Source organism: Candidatus Binatia bacterium, from assembly GCA_026415395.1.
Classification (GTDB): Bacteria; Desulfobacterota; Binatia; order HRBIN30; family HRBIN30; genus HRBIN30.
In genome coordinates, this window is the sequence record JAOAHD010000002.1 from 423,785 (window position 1) to 437,086 (window position 13,302).

Annotated in this window: 16 protein-coding genes; 2 read left to right on the top strand and 14 right to left on the bottom strand. The window is 59.8% G+C overall.

The window, feature by feature from the left end; genetic code table 11:
- Positions 1-18: 18 nt before the first annotated feature.
- The 14 genes from N3C12_02330 to rpsB all read right to left on the bottom strand — a co-directional run bounded on the left by N3C12_02330 (position 19) and on the right by rpsB (position 10,581).
- The gene (locus N3C12_02330; protein ID MCX8071277.1) at positions 19-903 is read right to left on the bottom strand and encodes an alpha/beta hydrolase; all 885 of its coding nucleotides are present in this window, start codon (positions 901-903) and stop codon (positions 19-21) included.
- 34 nt (positions 904-937) lie between these two features.
- On the bottom strand, positions 938-1,777 hold the full coding sequence (pssA, locus tag N3C12_02335; GenBank protein MCX8071278.1) for a CDP-diacylglycerol--serine O-phosphatidyltransferase: 840 nt from the start codon (positions 1,775-1,777) through the stop codon (positions 938-940).
- Entirely contained in the window at positions 1,768-2,457 is a 690-nt protein-coding gene (locus N3C12_02340) for a phosphatidylserine decarboxylase family protein (GenBank protein MCX8071279.1), read from the bottom strand. The genes pssA and N3C12_02340 overlap by 10 nt, the downstream gene beginning before the upstream one ends.
- Positions 2,458-2,483: 26 nt before the next feature.
- Positions 2,484-3,500: a ketol-acid reductoisomerase gene (ilvC, locus tag N3C12_02345; GenBank protein MCX8071280.1), complete on the bottom strand. Its 1,017-nt coding sequence runs from the start codon at positions 3,498-3,500 to the stop codon at positions 2,484-2,486.
- The gene (gene ilvN, locus N3C12_02350; GenBank protein ID MCX8071281.1) at positions 3,500-4,033 is read right to left on the bottom strand and encodes an acetolactate synthase small subunit; all 534 of its coding nucleotides are present in this window, start codon (positions 4,031-4,033) and stop codon (positions 3,500-3,502) included. The genes ilvC and ilvN overlap by 1 nt, the downstream gene beginning before the upstream one ends.
- A gap of 92 nt (positions 4,034-4,125) precedes the next feature.
- Positions 4,126-4,368, bottom strand: a complete 243-nt coding sequence (locus N3C12_02355; GenBank protein MCX8071282.1) for a DUF465 domain-containing protein — start codon at positions 4,366-4,368, stop codon at positions 4,126-4,128.
- Between the two features lie 109 nt (positions 4,369-4,477).
- The gene (gene tsaB, locus N3C12_02360; GenBank protein MCX8071283.1) at positions 4,478-5,152 is read right to left on the bottom strand and encodes a tRNA (adenosine(37)-N6)-threonylcarbamoyltransferase complex dimerization subunit type 1 TsaB; all 675 of its coding nucleotides are present in this window, start codon (positions 5,150-5,152) and stop codon (positions 4,478-4,480) included.
- Positions 5,153-5,169: 17 nt separating this feature from the next.
- On the bottom strand, positions 5,170-6,246 hold the full coding sequence (gene rseP, locus N3C12_02365) for an RIP metalloprotease RseP (GenBank protein ID MCX8071284.1): 1,077 nt from the start codon (positions 6,244-6,246) through the stop codon (positions 5,170-5,172).
- Positions 6,247-6,265: 19 nt separating this feature from the next.
- Complete coding sequence (locus N3C12_02370; GenBank protein ID MCX8071285.1) at positions 6,266-7,072, bottom strand: phosphatidate cytidylyltransferase; 807 nt, start codon at positions 7,070-7,072, stop codon at positions 6,266-6,268.
- Positions 7,059-7,832 (bottom strand): isoprenyl transferase, encoded by a 774-nt coding sequence (locus N3C12_02375; protein MCX8071286.1) that lies wholly within the window; start codon positions 7,830-7,832, stop codon positions 7,059-7,061. Before N3C12_02375 ends, N3C12_02370 begins: the two co-directional genes overlap by 14 nt.
- Positions 7,833-7,837: 5 nt before the next feature.
- Positions 7,838-8,401, bottom strand: coding sequence for a ribosome recycling factor (gene frr / locus N3C12_02380; protein ID MCX8071287.1), 564 nt, complete (start codon positions 8,399-8,401; stop codon positions 7,838-7,840).
- Between the two features lie 9 nt (positions 8,402-8,410).
- A complete protein-coding gene (gene pyrH, locus N3C12_02385) occupies positions 8,411-9,154 on the bottom strand; it encodes a UMP kinase (GenBank protein MCX8071288.1) in 744 nt (247 codons plus the stop codon).
- An 18-nt stretch (positions 9,155-9,172) separates the two neighbouring features.
- Positions 9,173-9,796, bottom strand: a complete 624-nt coding sequence (gene tsf / locus N3C12_02390; GenBank protein MCX8071289.1) for a translation elongation factor Ts — start codon at positions 9,794-9,796, stop codon at positions 9,173-9,175.
- Positions 9,793-10,581 (bottom strand): 30S ribosomal protein S2, encoded by a 789-nt coding sequence (gene rpsB / locus N3C12_02395; GenBank protein MCX8071290.1) that lies wholly within the window; start codon positions 10,579-10,581, stop codon positions 9,793-9,795. Before rpsB ends, tsf begins: the two co-directional genes overlap by 4 nt.
- Positions 10,582-10,937: 356 nt before the next feature.
- On the opposite strand from rpsB, the gene N3C12_02400 reads away from it, so the two are divergent.
- Both N3C12_02400 and N3C12_02405 read left to right on the top strand, forming a co-directional pair.
- Positions 10,938-11,588, top strand: coding sequence for a PadR family transcriptional regulator (locus N3C12_02400; protein MCX8071291.1), 651 nt, complete (start codon positions 10,938-10,940; stop codon positions 11,586-11,588).
- On the top strand, positions 11,585-13,063 hold the full coding sequence (locus N3C12_02405; GenBank protein MCX8071292.1) for a carotenoid oxygenase family protein: 1,479 nt from the start codon (positions 11,585-11,587) through the stop codon (positions 13,061-13,063). Before N3C12_02400 ends, N3C12_02405 begins: the two co-directional genes overlap by 4 nt.
- Positions 13,064-13,302 lie beyond the last annotated feature (239 nt).

The window sequence follows — 13,302 nt, forward strand, 5'->3', positions numbered from 1 at the left end:
GAAGCGGCAGTTCCAGAACTAGTCGCTCAGAACCAAATCCACCCAGTCCTCGGGGGCTTCCATTTGTGGATAGTGGCCGACGTTGGGCATGAGCGTGCAGCGCGTGCGCGCTAGCTGCGCCAATTTCTCCCCGATGGCGAGCACAGCGATGGGATCGAAGTCGCCCCAGACGACCCGGAATGGAACTCGGCTGCGCGCGAAGATGTCACGCCAGCGCTTAGCGTAGGTGCGCCGCTCTACGTTGTAGCGGGCAATCCGCCCGATGACGTCCAAGCCATGGTTCCACGGGATCCAGTAAGCGATTGCGCGGATGTCCACTTCGGGAGTTCGGCTCGGATCCGCCCACAGAAATTTGAAGCCTTGAGCAAACCGTTCAGGGTCGTAGGTGCGGGCGAACTCGGCAGCGCCCTCGTCCGTCATGAGCGCATATTGGATGGGGGTGAGGCGGGCGAGCTCGATGAGATGGCTCCCGTTACACATGACCAATGCGTCGATCTCGAAGGGGAGCTTGCCCTCCTCTTGCAGGCACAGCATTTCTACCGCCACCGTCAGGCCCATGTCGTGGCCGATCACCCGCGCGCGTCGCACGCCGTGTGCCGCGACAATCTCGCCTGCTCGACGAGCCTGGTCGAGCAGCGAGTAAGAAACCTCTGGCGCAGAGGGCTTGTCGGAGAACCCGAAGCCAAGGTGATCCCACGCGAGCACTCTGTGCCCGCGGGCCAAAATTTCGGGCAGGGCGGCAGCAAAGTCGTGGCTGCTCGAGGGGAAGCCGTGTACAAGCACGACATCCGGCCCTGATCCCTCCTGAACAACGAAAATATTATGGCCCTCGGGAAGCTGGAAGAAATGGCCGCGTTTTTGCCACTGCTCGAACACCAGGCTTACGTCGGGCGGCAGGTTCATAGTCGCTCTCTCTTTCGGCGCTTTTGGTCGGAGCTTAGCACTGCTCCGTCGAAGTCGAGTGAGCGGCTGCTGGGGGTTGGCTGCTCCCGTCTGCGTGGGAGCGCCGCCGTGAGGCGAAGCGCCGACTCATGACCCAAAGGAAGCGAGCGGGGCCAAAGAGTGCATATCCGTAAAAACTAACGAACAAAAATACTTGCGGCTCGGCAATCAGCAGCTTGATTAGCAGGATGGCAACCAGCAGGGTCCAGAATGGTTGTCGGCGCAGCAAGTCTGTTTCCTTGAAGCTGAAGTACGGCAGCGTGCTAACCATCAAGGCCGCCAGCCCGTACGTTACGAGCAACAGCAGCAGGTGTTTGTCCGTAGGACCGTAAGCCCCGAATCGGTAGAAGAGCAGGACAGTGGCGGCGATCGCCTCCGCTGCGGCGGGGCTTGGCAGCCCGAGGAAGTGACGCTTCTCGACCGAATCGAACTGCACGTTAAAGCGGGCGAGGCGAAGCGCCGCGCAGGTGAGATACAGTGCTGCAGCAAGCCAGCCCCAGCTACCCCACGGTTCCAAAGCCCAGCAATAAATGAGCATGGCCGGGGCAACGCCAAAGGCTACAAGATCGGCCAGCGAATCGTATTCGATCCCGAAGCGGGTCGAGGTTCGGGTCAGTCGCGCCACCCGGCCGTCGAGGGCATCAAAGATGTTGGCAATGAGGATGGCAACCGCGGCCACTTGGAACTCCCCATGAAGGCTGGCCACGATGGAATAGAACCCCGCAAACAAGCCACCGGTGGTGAGCAAGTTGGGGAGGAGGTAGACGCCTTTCCGCAGCGGTGAGCCGTTTTCCAGCGCGTGCAGCAGCGTGGTGCGGGAGCGCTCTATCGCCATTGCGCGACCACCGTTTCTCCCGCCCGCGTGCGATCGCCGGCTCGCACCGTGATCTCTGCGGTGCCTGCAGGGAAGTACAGGTCAGCGCGAGAGCCGAACAAAATCATCCCGTAGCGTTGGCCACGCACGACCTCATCGCCGGGCTCGACCCGGCACACGATTCGCCGCGCGATGAAGCCAGCAATCTGCACGAACCAGAGCTCATGGCCATCGGTATCCACCACATGCACAGCTGTCTGTTCGTTGTCTAGGGAAGCCTTGTCCGCAAAAGCGCGAAAGAATTTCCCAGGATTGTAATGAACGTCCACCACGCGGCCACCCCAGGGAATCCGGTTGACGTGCACGTCGAGCGGGGACATGAAGATGCTCACCCGCGTGGCTGGGGCGCGTAAGAAACGTTGATCTTCGATGTCCGCCACTTGAATTACCTTGCCATCGGCTGGTGCAACCACGGCGGTCGGGTCGTCCGGCGGCGTTCGTTCCGGATCGCGAAAAAAATTCACCACTCCAGCAAGCAGGAGGAGACCGAAAAGCGTGCCGAGGGTCCCAAAGAAGAGGCCGAGCACGATGGTCAACAACGTCGTGGCGAGAATATGAGGGATGCCCTCGCGCGCGAGCGGCAATCCTAAGATGCGCAACGGTTTCCAGGGGGCGGTATCGTTTGCGAAAACTTGGCCCACGTTGCGCCCCGTTAGCTCCGGGCGAGTTAGTTTTTGCTCTTATCGACGAGTCGGTTGCTCGCCAACCACGGCATGAGCGCCCTAAGCCGTGCACCGACCTCTTCGATGGGGTGTTTTGCCGCCGCCTTCCGCAGCTCGTTGAAATGCGGCATCCCGCATTCGTACTCGGTAATCCACTCTTTGGCGAAGGCTCCGCTTTGAATGTCGGCGAGGATTTGCTTCATCGCCGCTCGGCTCTCAGCGGTAATCACCCGTGGTCCCCGGGTCATGTCCCCATATTCTGCGGTGTTTGAAATCGAGTAGCGCATATTGGCAATGCCACCCTCGTAAATCAGGTCGACGATCAGTTTGACTTCATGCACGCACTCGAAATAGGCCATCTCCTCCGGGTAGCCCGCTTCCACGAGGGTTTCGTAGCCAGCGCGGATGAGCTCCGTCAGCCCTCCGCACAGCACGGCTTGCTCCCCAAAGAGGTCGGTTTCCGTTTCGTCCTTGAAGGTCGTCTCCAACACCCCAGCCCGCGTGCCCCCAATGGCTTGGGCATAAGCAAGGCCGACTTGTTTGGTGTCTCCACCGGGGTCTTGGTGCACCGCGAGCAAGCACGGCACTCCACGTCCCTTTTGGAATTCGCTCCGCACCAGGTGACCGGGCCCTTTAGGCGCCACCATAAACACGTTGATCGTCGGTTCGGGCACGATCCGCTTGAAGTGGATATTGAAGCCGTGCCCGAAGGCTAGATACTTTCCAGGCGTTAGGCCCGGCGCAATTTCGTTGGCATAAAGGGTCCCGGCAACTTCATCGGGAACCAGCACCATCACGATATCGCCCCAGCGCGCCGCTTCTGCGGTTTCCATGACCGGGAAGCCGGCCGCTTCCGCCTTGGGCCATGAACTACCACCGCGATGAAGCCCTACGGCGACTTCAATGCCGCTGTCCCGCAGGTTCTGAGCGTGGGCGTGGCCTTGGCTTCCGTAGCCGATAACGGCGACTTTTTTCCCTTTGAGGAATTCCGGGTTGGCGTCTGAGTCTTTGTAAACCTTCATCATGCGATGCTTTCTTCCTTTTCTCGTTGACTGTTCTCCGCAGGAGGGTGCAGTAAGCGTGCCCCGCGATGCATTGCGACTTTGCCGGTGCGGACAATTTCCAAAATCCCTAACGGGCGCAAGAGATTGATAAATGCGCTGAGCTTTTCCTCGTCGCCAGTGACTTCAACAATAAATGACTTGGGCCCCACATCGATCACTTTTCCCCGGAAAATGTCGACGATATTCATCACTTCGGCGCGTGTACTTTCATCTGCCCGGACTTTAATCAGCGCCATCTCCCGCTCAACATGTGCCGTCCCTGTGAAGTCACTGACGTAAATGACGCCAATGAGCTTGTTCAGTTGCTTTTCGATTTGCTCGACCACTCGGTCATCGCCGCGCGTGACTAACGTGATGCGGGACACGGTAGGGTCGAGGGTTTCGGCTACCGTCAGGCTTTCGATGTTGAAAGCCCGCGCGCTAAAGAGTCCAGCAACTCGGGAAAGCACCCCAAATTCGTTTTCGACGAGAACAGAAATCGTATGCCTCACGCTAAACCTACCCTTCGCGGCTACCCTGCAGGTGCAGCCGCGAACAATCGCCACCGCAGTGGGTCACGGGACGTTGACCGTAGCGGTGAAAACTACGCGCTCAAGGGTCGCGCACTTTGGCGGTAGCGCGCAAGGATTTCCATGATTTTATCCTTGCCCGCTAGCTTGAGCTTTTGCAGGCGCTTTTTTTCCACCTCTTGCTGCGGGGTCAGGTACAGCCGGCGGTTCAGCTCTGCCAGTTGGCGCTCGAGCTCCAGGTGCTCCTCGTAATAGCGCCGAAGTTCCTCGTCCTGGCCGATGAGCTGCTGGATCAACTCTTCGTCTTTCCGTTCCATGACAAGCTCCCCTTTCCAGCCAGCGAACGCCGCGCGTTCGATAGCCCAGACCGTGGAGACTGTCAAACCAACGGCGGGGATTGTTTGCTGGAGAGCAAGCGCCGCACACCTACGCGGTACGGCCTTGTTTCACTTGCGCTTCGGCCGGCCGCAGGTAGTGCGGCTCTTCGGGTGGGTCGCCGAGCGCGTGCCCCTGGCGTAACCGTTCTCCGGCCAGGCTGGCAACGATCCGGGCGCGCGGGGCCCATTCGGGAAAGGGGAGCACGCGGACCTGGTCTCCGAGTCGTTCTCGAAAGAGGGCTCCGTAAGCCTCTACGGCATCACCGATCACAACGCACGGATGAGTAACCTTGCTCACCAGCTCTTCGAAGGGCAGGAGTACTTCCGGCAACCAGGGTTGCAAAACCTTGCCTGCTGGGTGGTAGCCAGCCGCGTACACTTCCCCTTTGCGTGCATCGAGCACCGTCAAAATCGGTTCCTCTGCTGGCAGGGCAGCATAGGCTAGGGCCTCGAGCGTGGGAACTGCAACGACCGGGATTTTGCGGGCGAAAGCCAAACCCTTGGCCACGCTGAGCCCCACGCGCAAACCCGTGAAGGAGCCGGGTCCAACGGAAACCGCCACGGCATCGATGTCTGCGAGCGTGACGCTCGCATCTTTCAGAAGCGCGCGGATTGCCGGTAACAACACAGCCGCGTGCTGGCCTCGCGTCAGGCTCTCCCACTCAGCGATAACGCTTTCGTCTTTGCTCAGCGCCACGCTGGCAAGCCAGGTGGCTGTCTCCATTGCGAGGATGCGCACTTCTAACCCCAGCGTTGCAGCACGCGCGCGATATCGTTGTAGAACGCAAACACCATGAGGGCGAGCAACAAGATTAAGCCAACCTGTTGGGCAAGCTCGCGGTAGCGTGTGTCTAGCGGGCGACGGCGCACCGCTTCAATGAGGAAAAAGAGCAAGTGGCCGCCATCCAGAATCGGGACGGGCAGCAAGTTCAACACGCCCAAATTCACGCTGATTACGGCCATGAAGTTCAGCAAATACTCTAGGCCGAGCCGCGCTTGTTCCCCGGCAGCCTGAGCGATGAGGATCGGGCCGCCAATCTCGCTAGCCGGAATTTTGCCTTGGACCATCTTCGCCAAGCTCGCGAAGATGGTTGCCACCCACCAAGCTGTCTGCTGCGCACCCATGCGAATTGCACCGAGCGGACTGACTTCGATTTGGTCGAGGCCGCGTTCGATGCCGATCAAGTACGCTTTTCCCGTGACCTCACCGAACAAGTTCTTCTCTTCGCGTTCTTTCGGGGTGACGACGATTTCGAACGTCTCACGGTTCCGTTCAATGAGTAAGGTCAGCGCCTTGGCCCCGCTCTCCCGAATGGTTCGGGAAAGTTCTTCCCAGGTGGCGATGGGCTTACCATCAACCGCTTTGACCAAGTCTCCCGGGCGAATCCCGGCGGTTGCCGCGGGCATGTCCGGAACCACGTTCCCAACCTTAGGCGCCTCGGTGGGTACACGAGCTCCATAAACGGAGAACACGACGCTGAAGGCAACAAAAGCAAACAACAAGTTGGCAAATGGCCCGGCGAACACGATCGCGAAGCGCTTCCACAGGGGCTGGTGTTGGAAGGCAATGGAGCGCTCCGCCGCCGCAAGCTCCTCGTCAGGGTCCTCGCCCACCATTTTCACGAAGCCGCCGAGCGGGATGGCGCTGATTGCGTATTCGGTAGACCCAATTCGCTTGCCGATCAGAACCGGCCCAAAACCGATGGAAAATTTCACCACCCCCACCCCGCACCACTTGGCAACCAGGAAGTGCCCGAGTTCGTGAAACAGGATCAGTAAGCCCAACACAACGATGGCAGCAACAATGGTAGTGAGCATCGGCAAACTCTTTTAGCGTCTACGCCCCGCGTAACAAAACCTGATAGTAGTATACCAAGGCGGCGGGAAAAAGCAGGCTATCGATGCGATCCAGCACGCCGCCGTGCCCGGGGAAAATCCAACCCGAATCTTTGACGCCAAAGGCGCGTTTGAACAACGATTCGCAAAGGTCGCCGATCTGGCCGATCACGCCAATCGTCGTGGAGAGAAAGAGAATGTGGTTGAGGGGGACGTCACGCAAAATCAGGTAGTGGCAGGCGATCCCGGTAAGAATACTGGCTGCAACGATTCCCACGGCGCCTTCGATGGTTTTCTTCGGGCTCACCAGGGGAGCGAGCTGATGGCGGCCTAGGTACTTGCCGACAAAGTAACCGGCGGTGTCGCCGACCATGCCGAGCGCAAGGACGAAGACCACCCAATACGCGCCGTTTCCGGGCAGCCGGTGCAGCCAAAGGAAATGCGGAAGCAAAAGGCCGACGTAGAGAGCGCCCAAAATCGCCAAACCCAGATCCCGTAGGCCGGGCTCGAAATCGGAACGGCGAAACAGCACCCAGGTGAGTCCACTGCATAAAGCAGTGGTCACTGCGAGCGCGAGCCATGGGCTGGCCGGACCGCCCAACGCGCCGGCAAGAATGAGGCCGGTTAGGGCCACCACGAGGATTTGTTCCGCAGGCTGCCGAGCAAAGGCCATGTTGGCGATTTCCGCTGCCCCTAAGAGGCCGGCCACGAACACCAGCGTGGCCATCGGCCACGACACGGGAGCAAAGATCACTAGCAGCAGTAGTGGAATCGCGACGGCGGCGGTTGCCAGCCTAGCGCGCAGCACGCAAGCGCTCCCGTTGGGGTTCTGCGGGCACCCGGCCGAACCGGCGCTCGCGTTGCTGGTAGGCGATGAGCGCTTGGTAAAAATCGGCTTCGCGGAAGTCGGGCCAAAGTGTTTCCGTGACGTAAATTTCGCTGTACGCGAGAGGCCAGAGAAAGAAGTTGGAGATTCGCAGCTCACCACTGGTGCGGATGAGAAGATCTGGGTCGGGGATTCCCGAAGTGCTTAGGTAGTTCGCAAACGTCCCCGCATCGATTTGTTCTGGGTCGATCTCTCCCGCACGTGCAGCGCGAGCGATGGCGCGTGCCGCCTGCACGATATCCTCGCGACCTCCGTAGCTAACAGCGAGGACCACAGTCATGTCGCGGTTGTTGCGGGTAGCATCGACGGTCGCGCGCAGGTCGGCCTGCAAGCCTTCTGGAAGTCGCTGCAAATCGCCTACGGCCAAAAGCCGAATGCCGTTCTTCATCATGCGGTGCAGCTCGGTGCGCAAGTACCGGCGCAAGAGCCGCATCAACGCATCTACCTCTCGGCGAGGTCGTTCCCAATTCTCGGTCGAGAACGCAAACAAACTGAGGTACTCAATGCCGATCCGGCGGCTGGCCTCGACCACTGCGCGGACCGAATCTTTCCCCCGTTTGTGGCCTTCGATCCGGCTCAAGCCGCGCCGCTGAGCCCAGCGGCCGTTCCCATCCATGATGATGGCCACATGACGCGGTAAACGGTTGAGATCGAGGTTTTCAGGGAGCGGCCGAGAAGGCACCGAAATTACACCTCCATGATTTCGGCTTCCTTGTGTTTGAGCGCCTGGTCGATCCGCTCGATGTACGACTTGGTGAGCGCCTCTACCTTTTCAAGGGCCTTACGCTCATCGTCTTCCGCAATCTCCTTGTTCTTCAGCATCGACCGTAACCGCTCCACTGCGTCGCGGCGGTGATTTCGGGCGGAGACACGATACTCCTCGCATACCTTGCGCACGTGCCGCACAAGCTCTTTGCGCCGCTCTTCAGTGAGCTCGGGAATGGGAACACGGATAAGCTTTCCATCATTGACGGGATTCAAGCCCAGGTCCGATTGCTGGATGGCCCGTTCGATCTCGGAAAGGAGAGAGCGATCGAAAGGCTGGATAACCAACAAGCGCGGTTCGGGTGCCGAGAGGGTGGCAACCTGATTGAGCGGAGTGCGGGCGCCGTAGTAGTCAACACTGATACCGTCCAACAACGCTGTGGTCGCCCTCCCAGTGCGCAAACGTGCCAACTCTCGCCGCAGGGCTTGGACCGTTCCTTCTAACTCTTGTTTCAACTTGTCGAGAACCGCTTCGACTTCCGGCATGACCCCACCTCACCCATGGACAATGGTCCCAATGCGTTCTCCCATCACGGCCCGCTTGATGTTTCCCGGTTTGCGCAGGTCAAATACCAGGATTGGTAACCGGTTGTCCATGCACAGCGAAATGGCAGTGGAGTCCATGACTTTCAAGTTACGGTTCAGGCACTCGATATAGCTAATCTCCGGAAACTTCTTGGCATCCGGGAACTGCTTCGGGTCGCGATCGTACACGCCATCCACCGTCGTTGCCTTGAGGATGATTTGGGCACCGATTTCCACGGCGCGCAAACTTGCGGCGGTGTCGGTGGTGAAGAACGGATTGCCGGTGCCGGCAGCGAAAATCACAATACGCCCTTTTTCCAGATGCCGCACCGCCCGGCGTCGAATGTACGGCTCTGCCACTTGTTGCATGGCAATGGCGGTCATCACCCGCGTCTTAACCCCCAGCCGTTCCAGGGCGTCCTGAAGAGCGAGGGCGTTGATGACGGTCGCCAGCATACCCATGTAGTCGGCGGTGGCGCGGTCCATGCCTTTGCCTGCACCTGCCATCCCGCGGAAGATGTTCCCGCCGCCGATGACGATTGCCAGTTCGCAACCGAGATCGTGAACGTCCTTAGCCTCGGCGGCGATGCGCTCGAGGACTTTGGTGTCGATGCCGTACGATGCGCGGCCGAGGAGCGCCTCACCGCTAAGCTTGAGCAATACGCGGCGGTAGCGAAGCTGTGGACCTTGGTCAGATGGTGCGGCAGAGTCCACGGCGTTCACGCCAATCGCTCACCCTGCCGCCGGCGACGACTCCGAAAGCTCGCCTAACTGGAAGCGAGCAAAACGGCGCACAACAATGTTCTCGCCAATGCGGGCGATGGCATCCGTCACCAGTTGGCCAACGGTTCGATCGGGATCCTTGATGAATGGCTGCTCGAGAAGGCAGGTGTCGGCAAAGAATTTCTCCAACTTTCCTTCGACAATTTTCTCGATTACCTGTGGAGGCTTTCCCGATCCAGTAGCTTGTGCGCGGTAAATGTTTCGCTCCGCCTCTATGACCTCGCCCGGCACCTCCTCGCGCCGCACCCAACGTGGGTTTGCGGCCGCCACTTGCATGGCCAAGTCGCGCACGAGATCCTGAAACTCGCTCGTGCGAGCGACAAAATCCGTCTCACAGTTGACCTCGATCAACACGCCGATTTTGCCTCCGGCGTGAATGTAGGAGCCCACCATCCCTTGGCTGGCGGTTCGCCCTGCCTTCTTTTGGGCAGTGGCCAAACCTTTTTCCCGCAGGATTTGAATGGCCTTATCCATGTCGCCGCCTGCTTCGGTGAGCGCTTTTTTGCAATCCAGCATGCCGGCGCCGGTGCGCTCGCGTAATTCGCGCACCTGTGCAGCACTGATTTCGCTCATCCCACCACCCCCTCGGATGCGGCTTCCTCTGCTGGGCCGCTTTCTTCCTCGCCGCTTGCCGTCGGCGTTTCCATCTCGCTTGCCTTGGCTTGCTCTTCGCGAATTTGCTTGCCCTCGATTACCGCATCCGCAATTGCGGCACAGAAAAGCCGGATGGCTCGAATCGCATCGTCGTTCCCTGGGATCTTGTAGTCCACCATGTCGGGGTCGCAGTTGGTGTCGATCACCGCCACCACGGGGATGCGCAGCTTGTTTGCCTCGCGTACGGCAATCTCTTCCTTTTTCGGATCGATGACAAACAACGCATCGGGCAGTTTACGCATGTTTTTGATCCCGCCCAAAGCAGCGAGCAACTTATCGCGCTCGCGCTGGATGCGCAGCATTTCGCGTTTGGTCAGAGCTTGCACCATGTTCTCGTCGGCGAGAATTTCCTCACACTTTTTTAACCGGTCTATGCTCTGCTTGATGGTTTGGAAGTTGGTCAACGTCCCCCCGAGCCAGCGGTTGTTGACGTAGAACATGCCACAGCGCTCGGCTTCTTCGCGCACTGCGTCCTGCGCTTGCTTTTTCGTGCCGACGAACAGAATCGTACCGCCGCGCGCTGCCACGTCGCGCACAAAGGCATAGGCTTGTTGGAAGAGCTGCACGGTTTTCTGCAAATCGATGATGTGGATGCCATTGCGCGCTCCGAAAATGTACGGTTTCATTTTCGGGTTCCAGCGACTGGTTTGATGGCCAAAGTGCACTCCGGCCTCGAGCAAGCTTTTCATGCTGACGTCCGCCATACCCTCAAGTCTCCATTCGTTCCGTGAACCGAGCATGCGTATCAGAAACGGCTCCTAGCGTGCAACCCGAGCCGCGCGTTTCTGCCCCTGCCGGTCGTGTTCGCGATAGACCGGGCATTGCCAGATCGGTGACGCGCCTAAGTGGGGAATCGAGCAACGTCCTACTCGTGCTGGAGCGAGCGGTCGCTGCTTTGCAATCGGGCTCGGCGTACCTTCCAGGGCATTGCGCGGCGTCCTGCTCTCTCGCGGGCCGTTTTCTTGTGTCCGGGTGCTCGAGCGGAGCAAGCGCCGCGGGAGCGCTGGGAAACTTTTGTATTGCTTAACGTATCTGGTAGATATATGGAGCGATTCGATTTATGGCCGCACGTTCCAATAAGACCCGTCTGGCTGTTCTCGGCTTCCTCACCTGGGGGCCGATGAGCGGGTATGACATACGGAAGGCGATCAGTCAAAGTACCCGGTTCTTTTGGTCGGAAAGCTACGGCCAAATTTATCCGGTTCTGCAGCAGCTTGCCCGCGAAGGGTTAGCGCGGGCACGGGTGGCCAGGCAGGGCCGGCGCCAGCGGGTGGTATACGAGATCACGCCAACGGGCCGTGCGTTTTTGCAGTCGTGGCTCGCGGAGGCTCCGGAGGAAGCCCCGGTACGTAACGAGCTCTTGCTGAAAACCTTTTTTGGTCGCCATGGCATTCAGGCTCGGCTCCGCCAACACGTCGAGGCGCTACTGCATCGCATGGCAGCCGTAGAGCAGGAGCTGGCAGGAATTCGCAGCCGTATCGAGGCGGTCGATCACCCTGACGCGCCCTATTGGCTCCTCACGCTGCGCTTCGGGGAGTTACAGCTGGACGCGCAACTTGCCTGGTGCCGGGAAGCGTTGCGAATGCTCGATTCAGTGGTCCCGAAGGAGGCAAACGCCACGGGTCGCCGGGGCCGCTCCTCTGCACATGTTCCGGGGGATCAAAGCCCGAGTGAGCCCGTAAGAAAAATCAAGTTGGGAGGGCAGAGATGAAGAAACTTTGGGGAGCCCTGCACGCTGAAGTGACACGGCGGAGCTTCTTGCGCCTTTCGGCAGCAACAGCGGCGGTGGTCACCGCCGGGGGATTCGGTTGCGGGAACGATGGCGAGGGGGCGGTTGAAGGACCGCCACTCGTTGTGGATCCCAACCAGCCGTGGTGGTTGCAGAATAACTTCGCGCCGGTGTTCGACGAGCGCGACGCGTACGATCTCCCGGTGCGCGGCGCTTTGCCTCCAGAGTTGAACGGAACCTACATCCGCAATGGCTCGAACCCTCAGAAAGCGGACTCTCCCCATTGGTTTTTCGGCGATGGGATGCTGCACGGCGTGCGTATCGAGAACGGCCGAGCCGTTTGGTACCGCAATCGTTGGGTGCGCACCCCGTTGTTCGAGAAGGGAATCTCGTTTGGCGACCCCTCCGTTCCCCCAATCGGGCCAAATAACCAAAGCAACGTGAGTTGCGTGTACCATGCAGGAAAGCTGCTCACCTCGGGGGAGGTCGGCTATCCGTTCCTCATCGATCCCAACGATTTGTCGACCTTGGGCAGTTACAACTTCGGAGGCCGCCTGCCCACTTCGTTTACTGCGCACCCGAAAATCGATCCAGCAACCGGGTGGATGCACTTCTTCGGGTATTGGTTCTTGCCCCCGTACCTGACTTATCTGGTGGCGGACGAGAACGGGCAGGTCGTCCATAGCCGCGAAATTCCCGTGAGGCGCACGACCATGATCCACTCCTTTGCGATCACCGAGCGGGATGTGGTGTTTTGGGAGCTCCCGGTCGTCTTCAGTTTGGAGGCGGCCCTCGCCGGGGCGAAAAATCCGTTTTCTTGGGACCCGAGTTACGGCGCGCGCATTGGCATCATGCCGCTGGGCGGTGAGCCGTCAGAGCTTCGCTGGGTGGAGATCGAGCCGTGTTACGTGTTCCACGAGGTCAACGCTTACCGTGATGGTGATGACGTGGTCGTCGACCTATGCCGGCACGACCGCATGTTCGACGGCGGCGACATCGACGACACTAAGCTGGACATTCGTCGCTGGCGCATCAACACCGCTGGCCCGCAATTGTCCTTCCGCGAGGAGATCATTGTCGATCGGGAGTTCGAATTGCCGAGTCACGACCGCCGCTTCACCGGTCGACCGCATCGATACGGTTGGTTCGTTTACACCCGCGAGCACCCGCACACGGTGGATCTCGCCGGGATCGGGATGATCGATTACCGGACTGGGCGGGTGCGCGTGTGGGATCCGGGCCGCACCCGCCATGCTGGCGAAGCCTTCTTCGTGCCCGGTGGTGCCGGCGAAGGCGAAGGTTGGCTGCTCTCCTTCGTGCACGACCATTGGAAGGAGGAAACCGTGCTTGCGGTGTTCGATGCCCAACGGGTCGATGCCGGGCCGATCGCCGAGATCGTTATGCCGCGACGGGTTCCCTACGGATTCCACGGAGTGTGGATTCCGCGTCCGGCTTGAGCCGCCGATGGATCTGGGGGCACCTGCTAACTCCAGGTGCTGCCTTTCCCCTCCGCCCTCCGTCGCGCCGAACTCACGGCGGCCGGGAGGGCGGTTGTCGGATTGCGGTGCGGCCAAGGGTTAGCCTGCAAGGAGGGTGGCACAAGGAGAAGCGTTGTCCCTTAGACCGCGGATGTCGAGGTTTTGGGACTGATAGGATCGAACAGCGGCAGCAACGTGCGTTTGCTGTGGTTCGAGAC

Coding starts and splice junctions, on each gene's coding strand:
- N3C12_02330 (MCX8071277.1), bottom strand. CDS start 903: ATGAACCTGCCGCCCGACGTAAGCCTGGTGTTCGAGCAGTGGCAAAAA.
- pssA (MCX8071278.1), bottom strand. CDS start 1,777: ATGGCGATAGAGCGCTCCCGCACCACGCTGCTGCACGCGCTGGAAAAC.
- ilvC (MCX8071280.1), bottom strand. CDS start 3,500: ATGAAGGTTTACAAAGACTCAGACGCCAACCCGGAATTCCTCAAAGGG.
- N3C12_02355 (MCX8071282.1), bottom strand. CDS start 4,368: ATGGAACGGAAAGACGAAGAGTTGATCCAGCAGCTCATCGGCCAGGAC.
- tsaB (MCX8071283.1), bottom strand. CDS start 5,152: ATGGAGACAGCCACCTGGCTTGCCAGCGTGGCGCTGAGCAAAGACGAA.
- rseP (MCX8071284.1), bottom strand. CDS start 6,246: ATGCTCACTACCATTGTTGCTGCCATCGTTGTGTTGGGCTTACTGATC.
- frr (MCX8071287.1), bottom strand. CDS start 8,401: ATGCCGGAAGTCGAAGCGGTTCTCGACAAGTTGAAACAAGAGTTAGAA.
- tsf (MCX8071289.1), bottom strand. CDS start 9,796: ATGAGCGAAATCAGTGCTGCACAGGTGCGCGAATTACGCGAGCGCACC.
- rpsB (MCX8071290.1), bottom strand. CDS start 10,581: ATGGCGGACGTCAGCATGAAAAGCTTGCTCGAGGCCGGAGTGCACTTT.
- N3C12_02400 (MCX8071291.1), top strand. CDS start 10,938: ATGGCCGCACGTTCCAATAAGACCCGTCTGGCTGTTCTCGGCTTCCTC.
- N3C12_02405 (MCX8071292.1), top strand. CDS start 11,585: ATGAAGAAACTTTGGGGAGCCCTGCACGCTGAAGTGACACGGCGGAGC.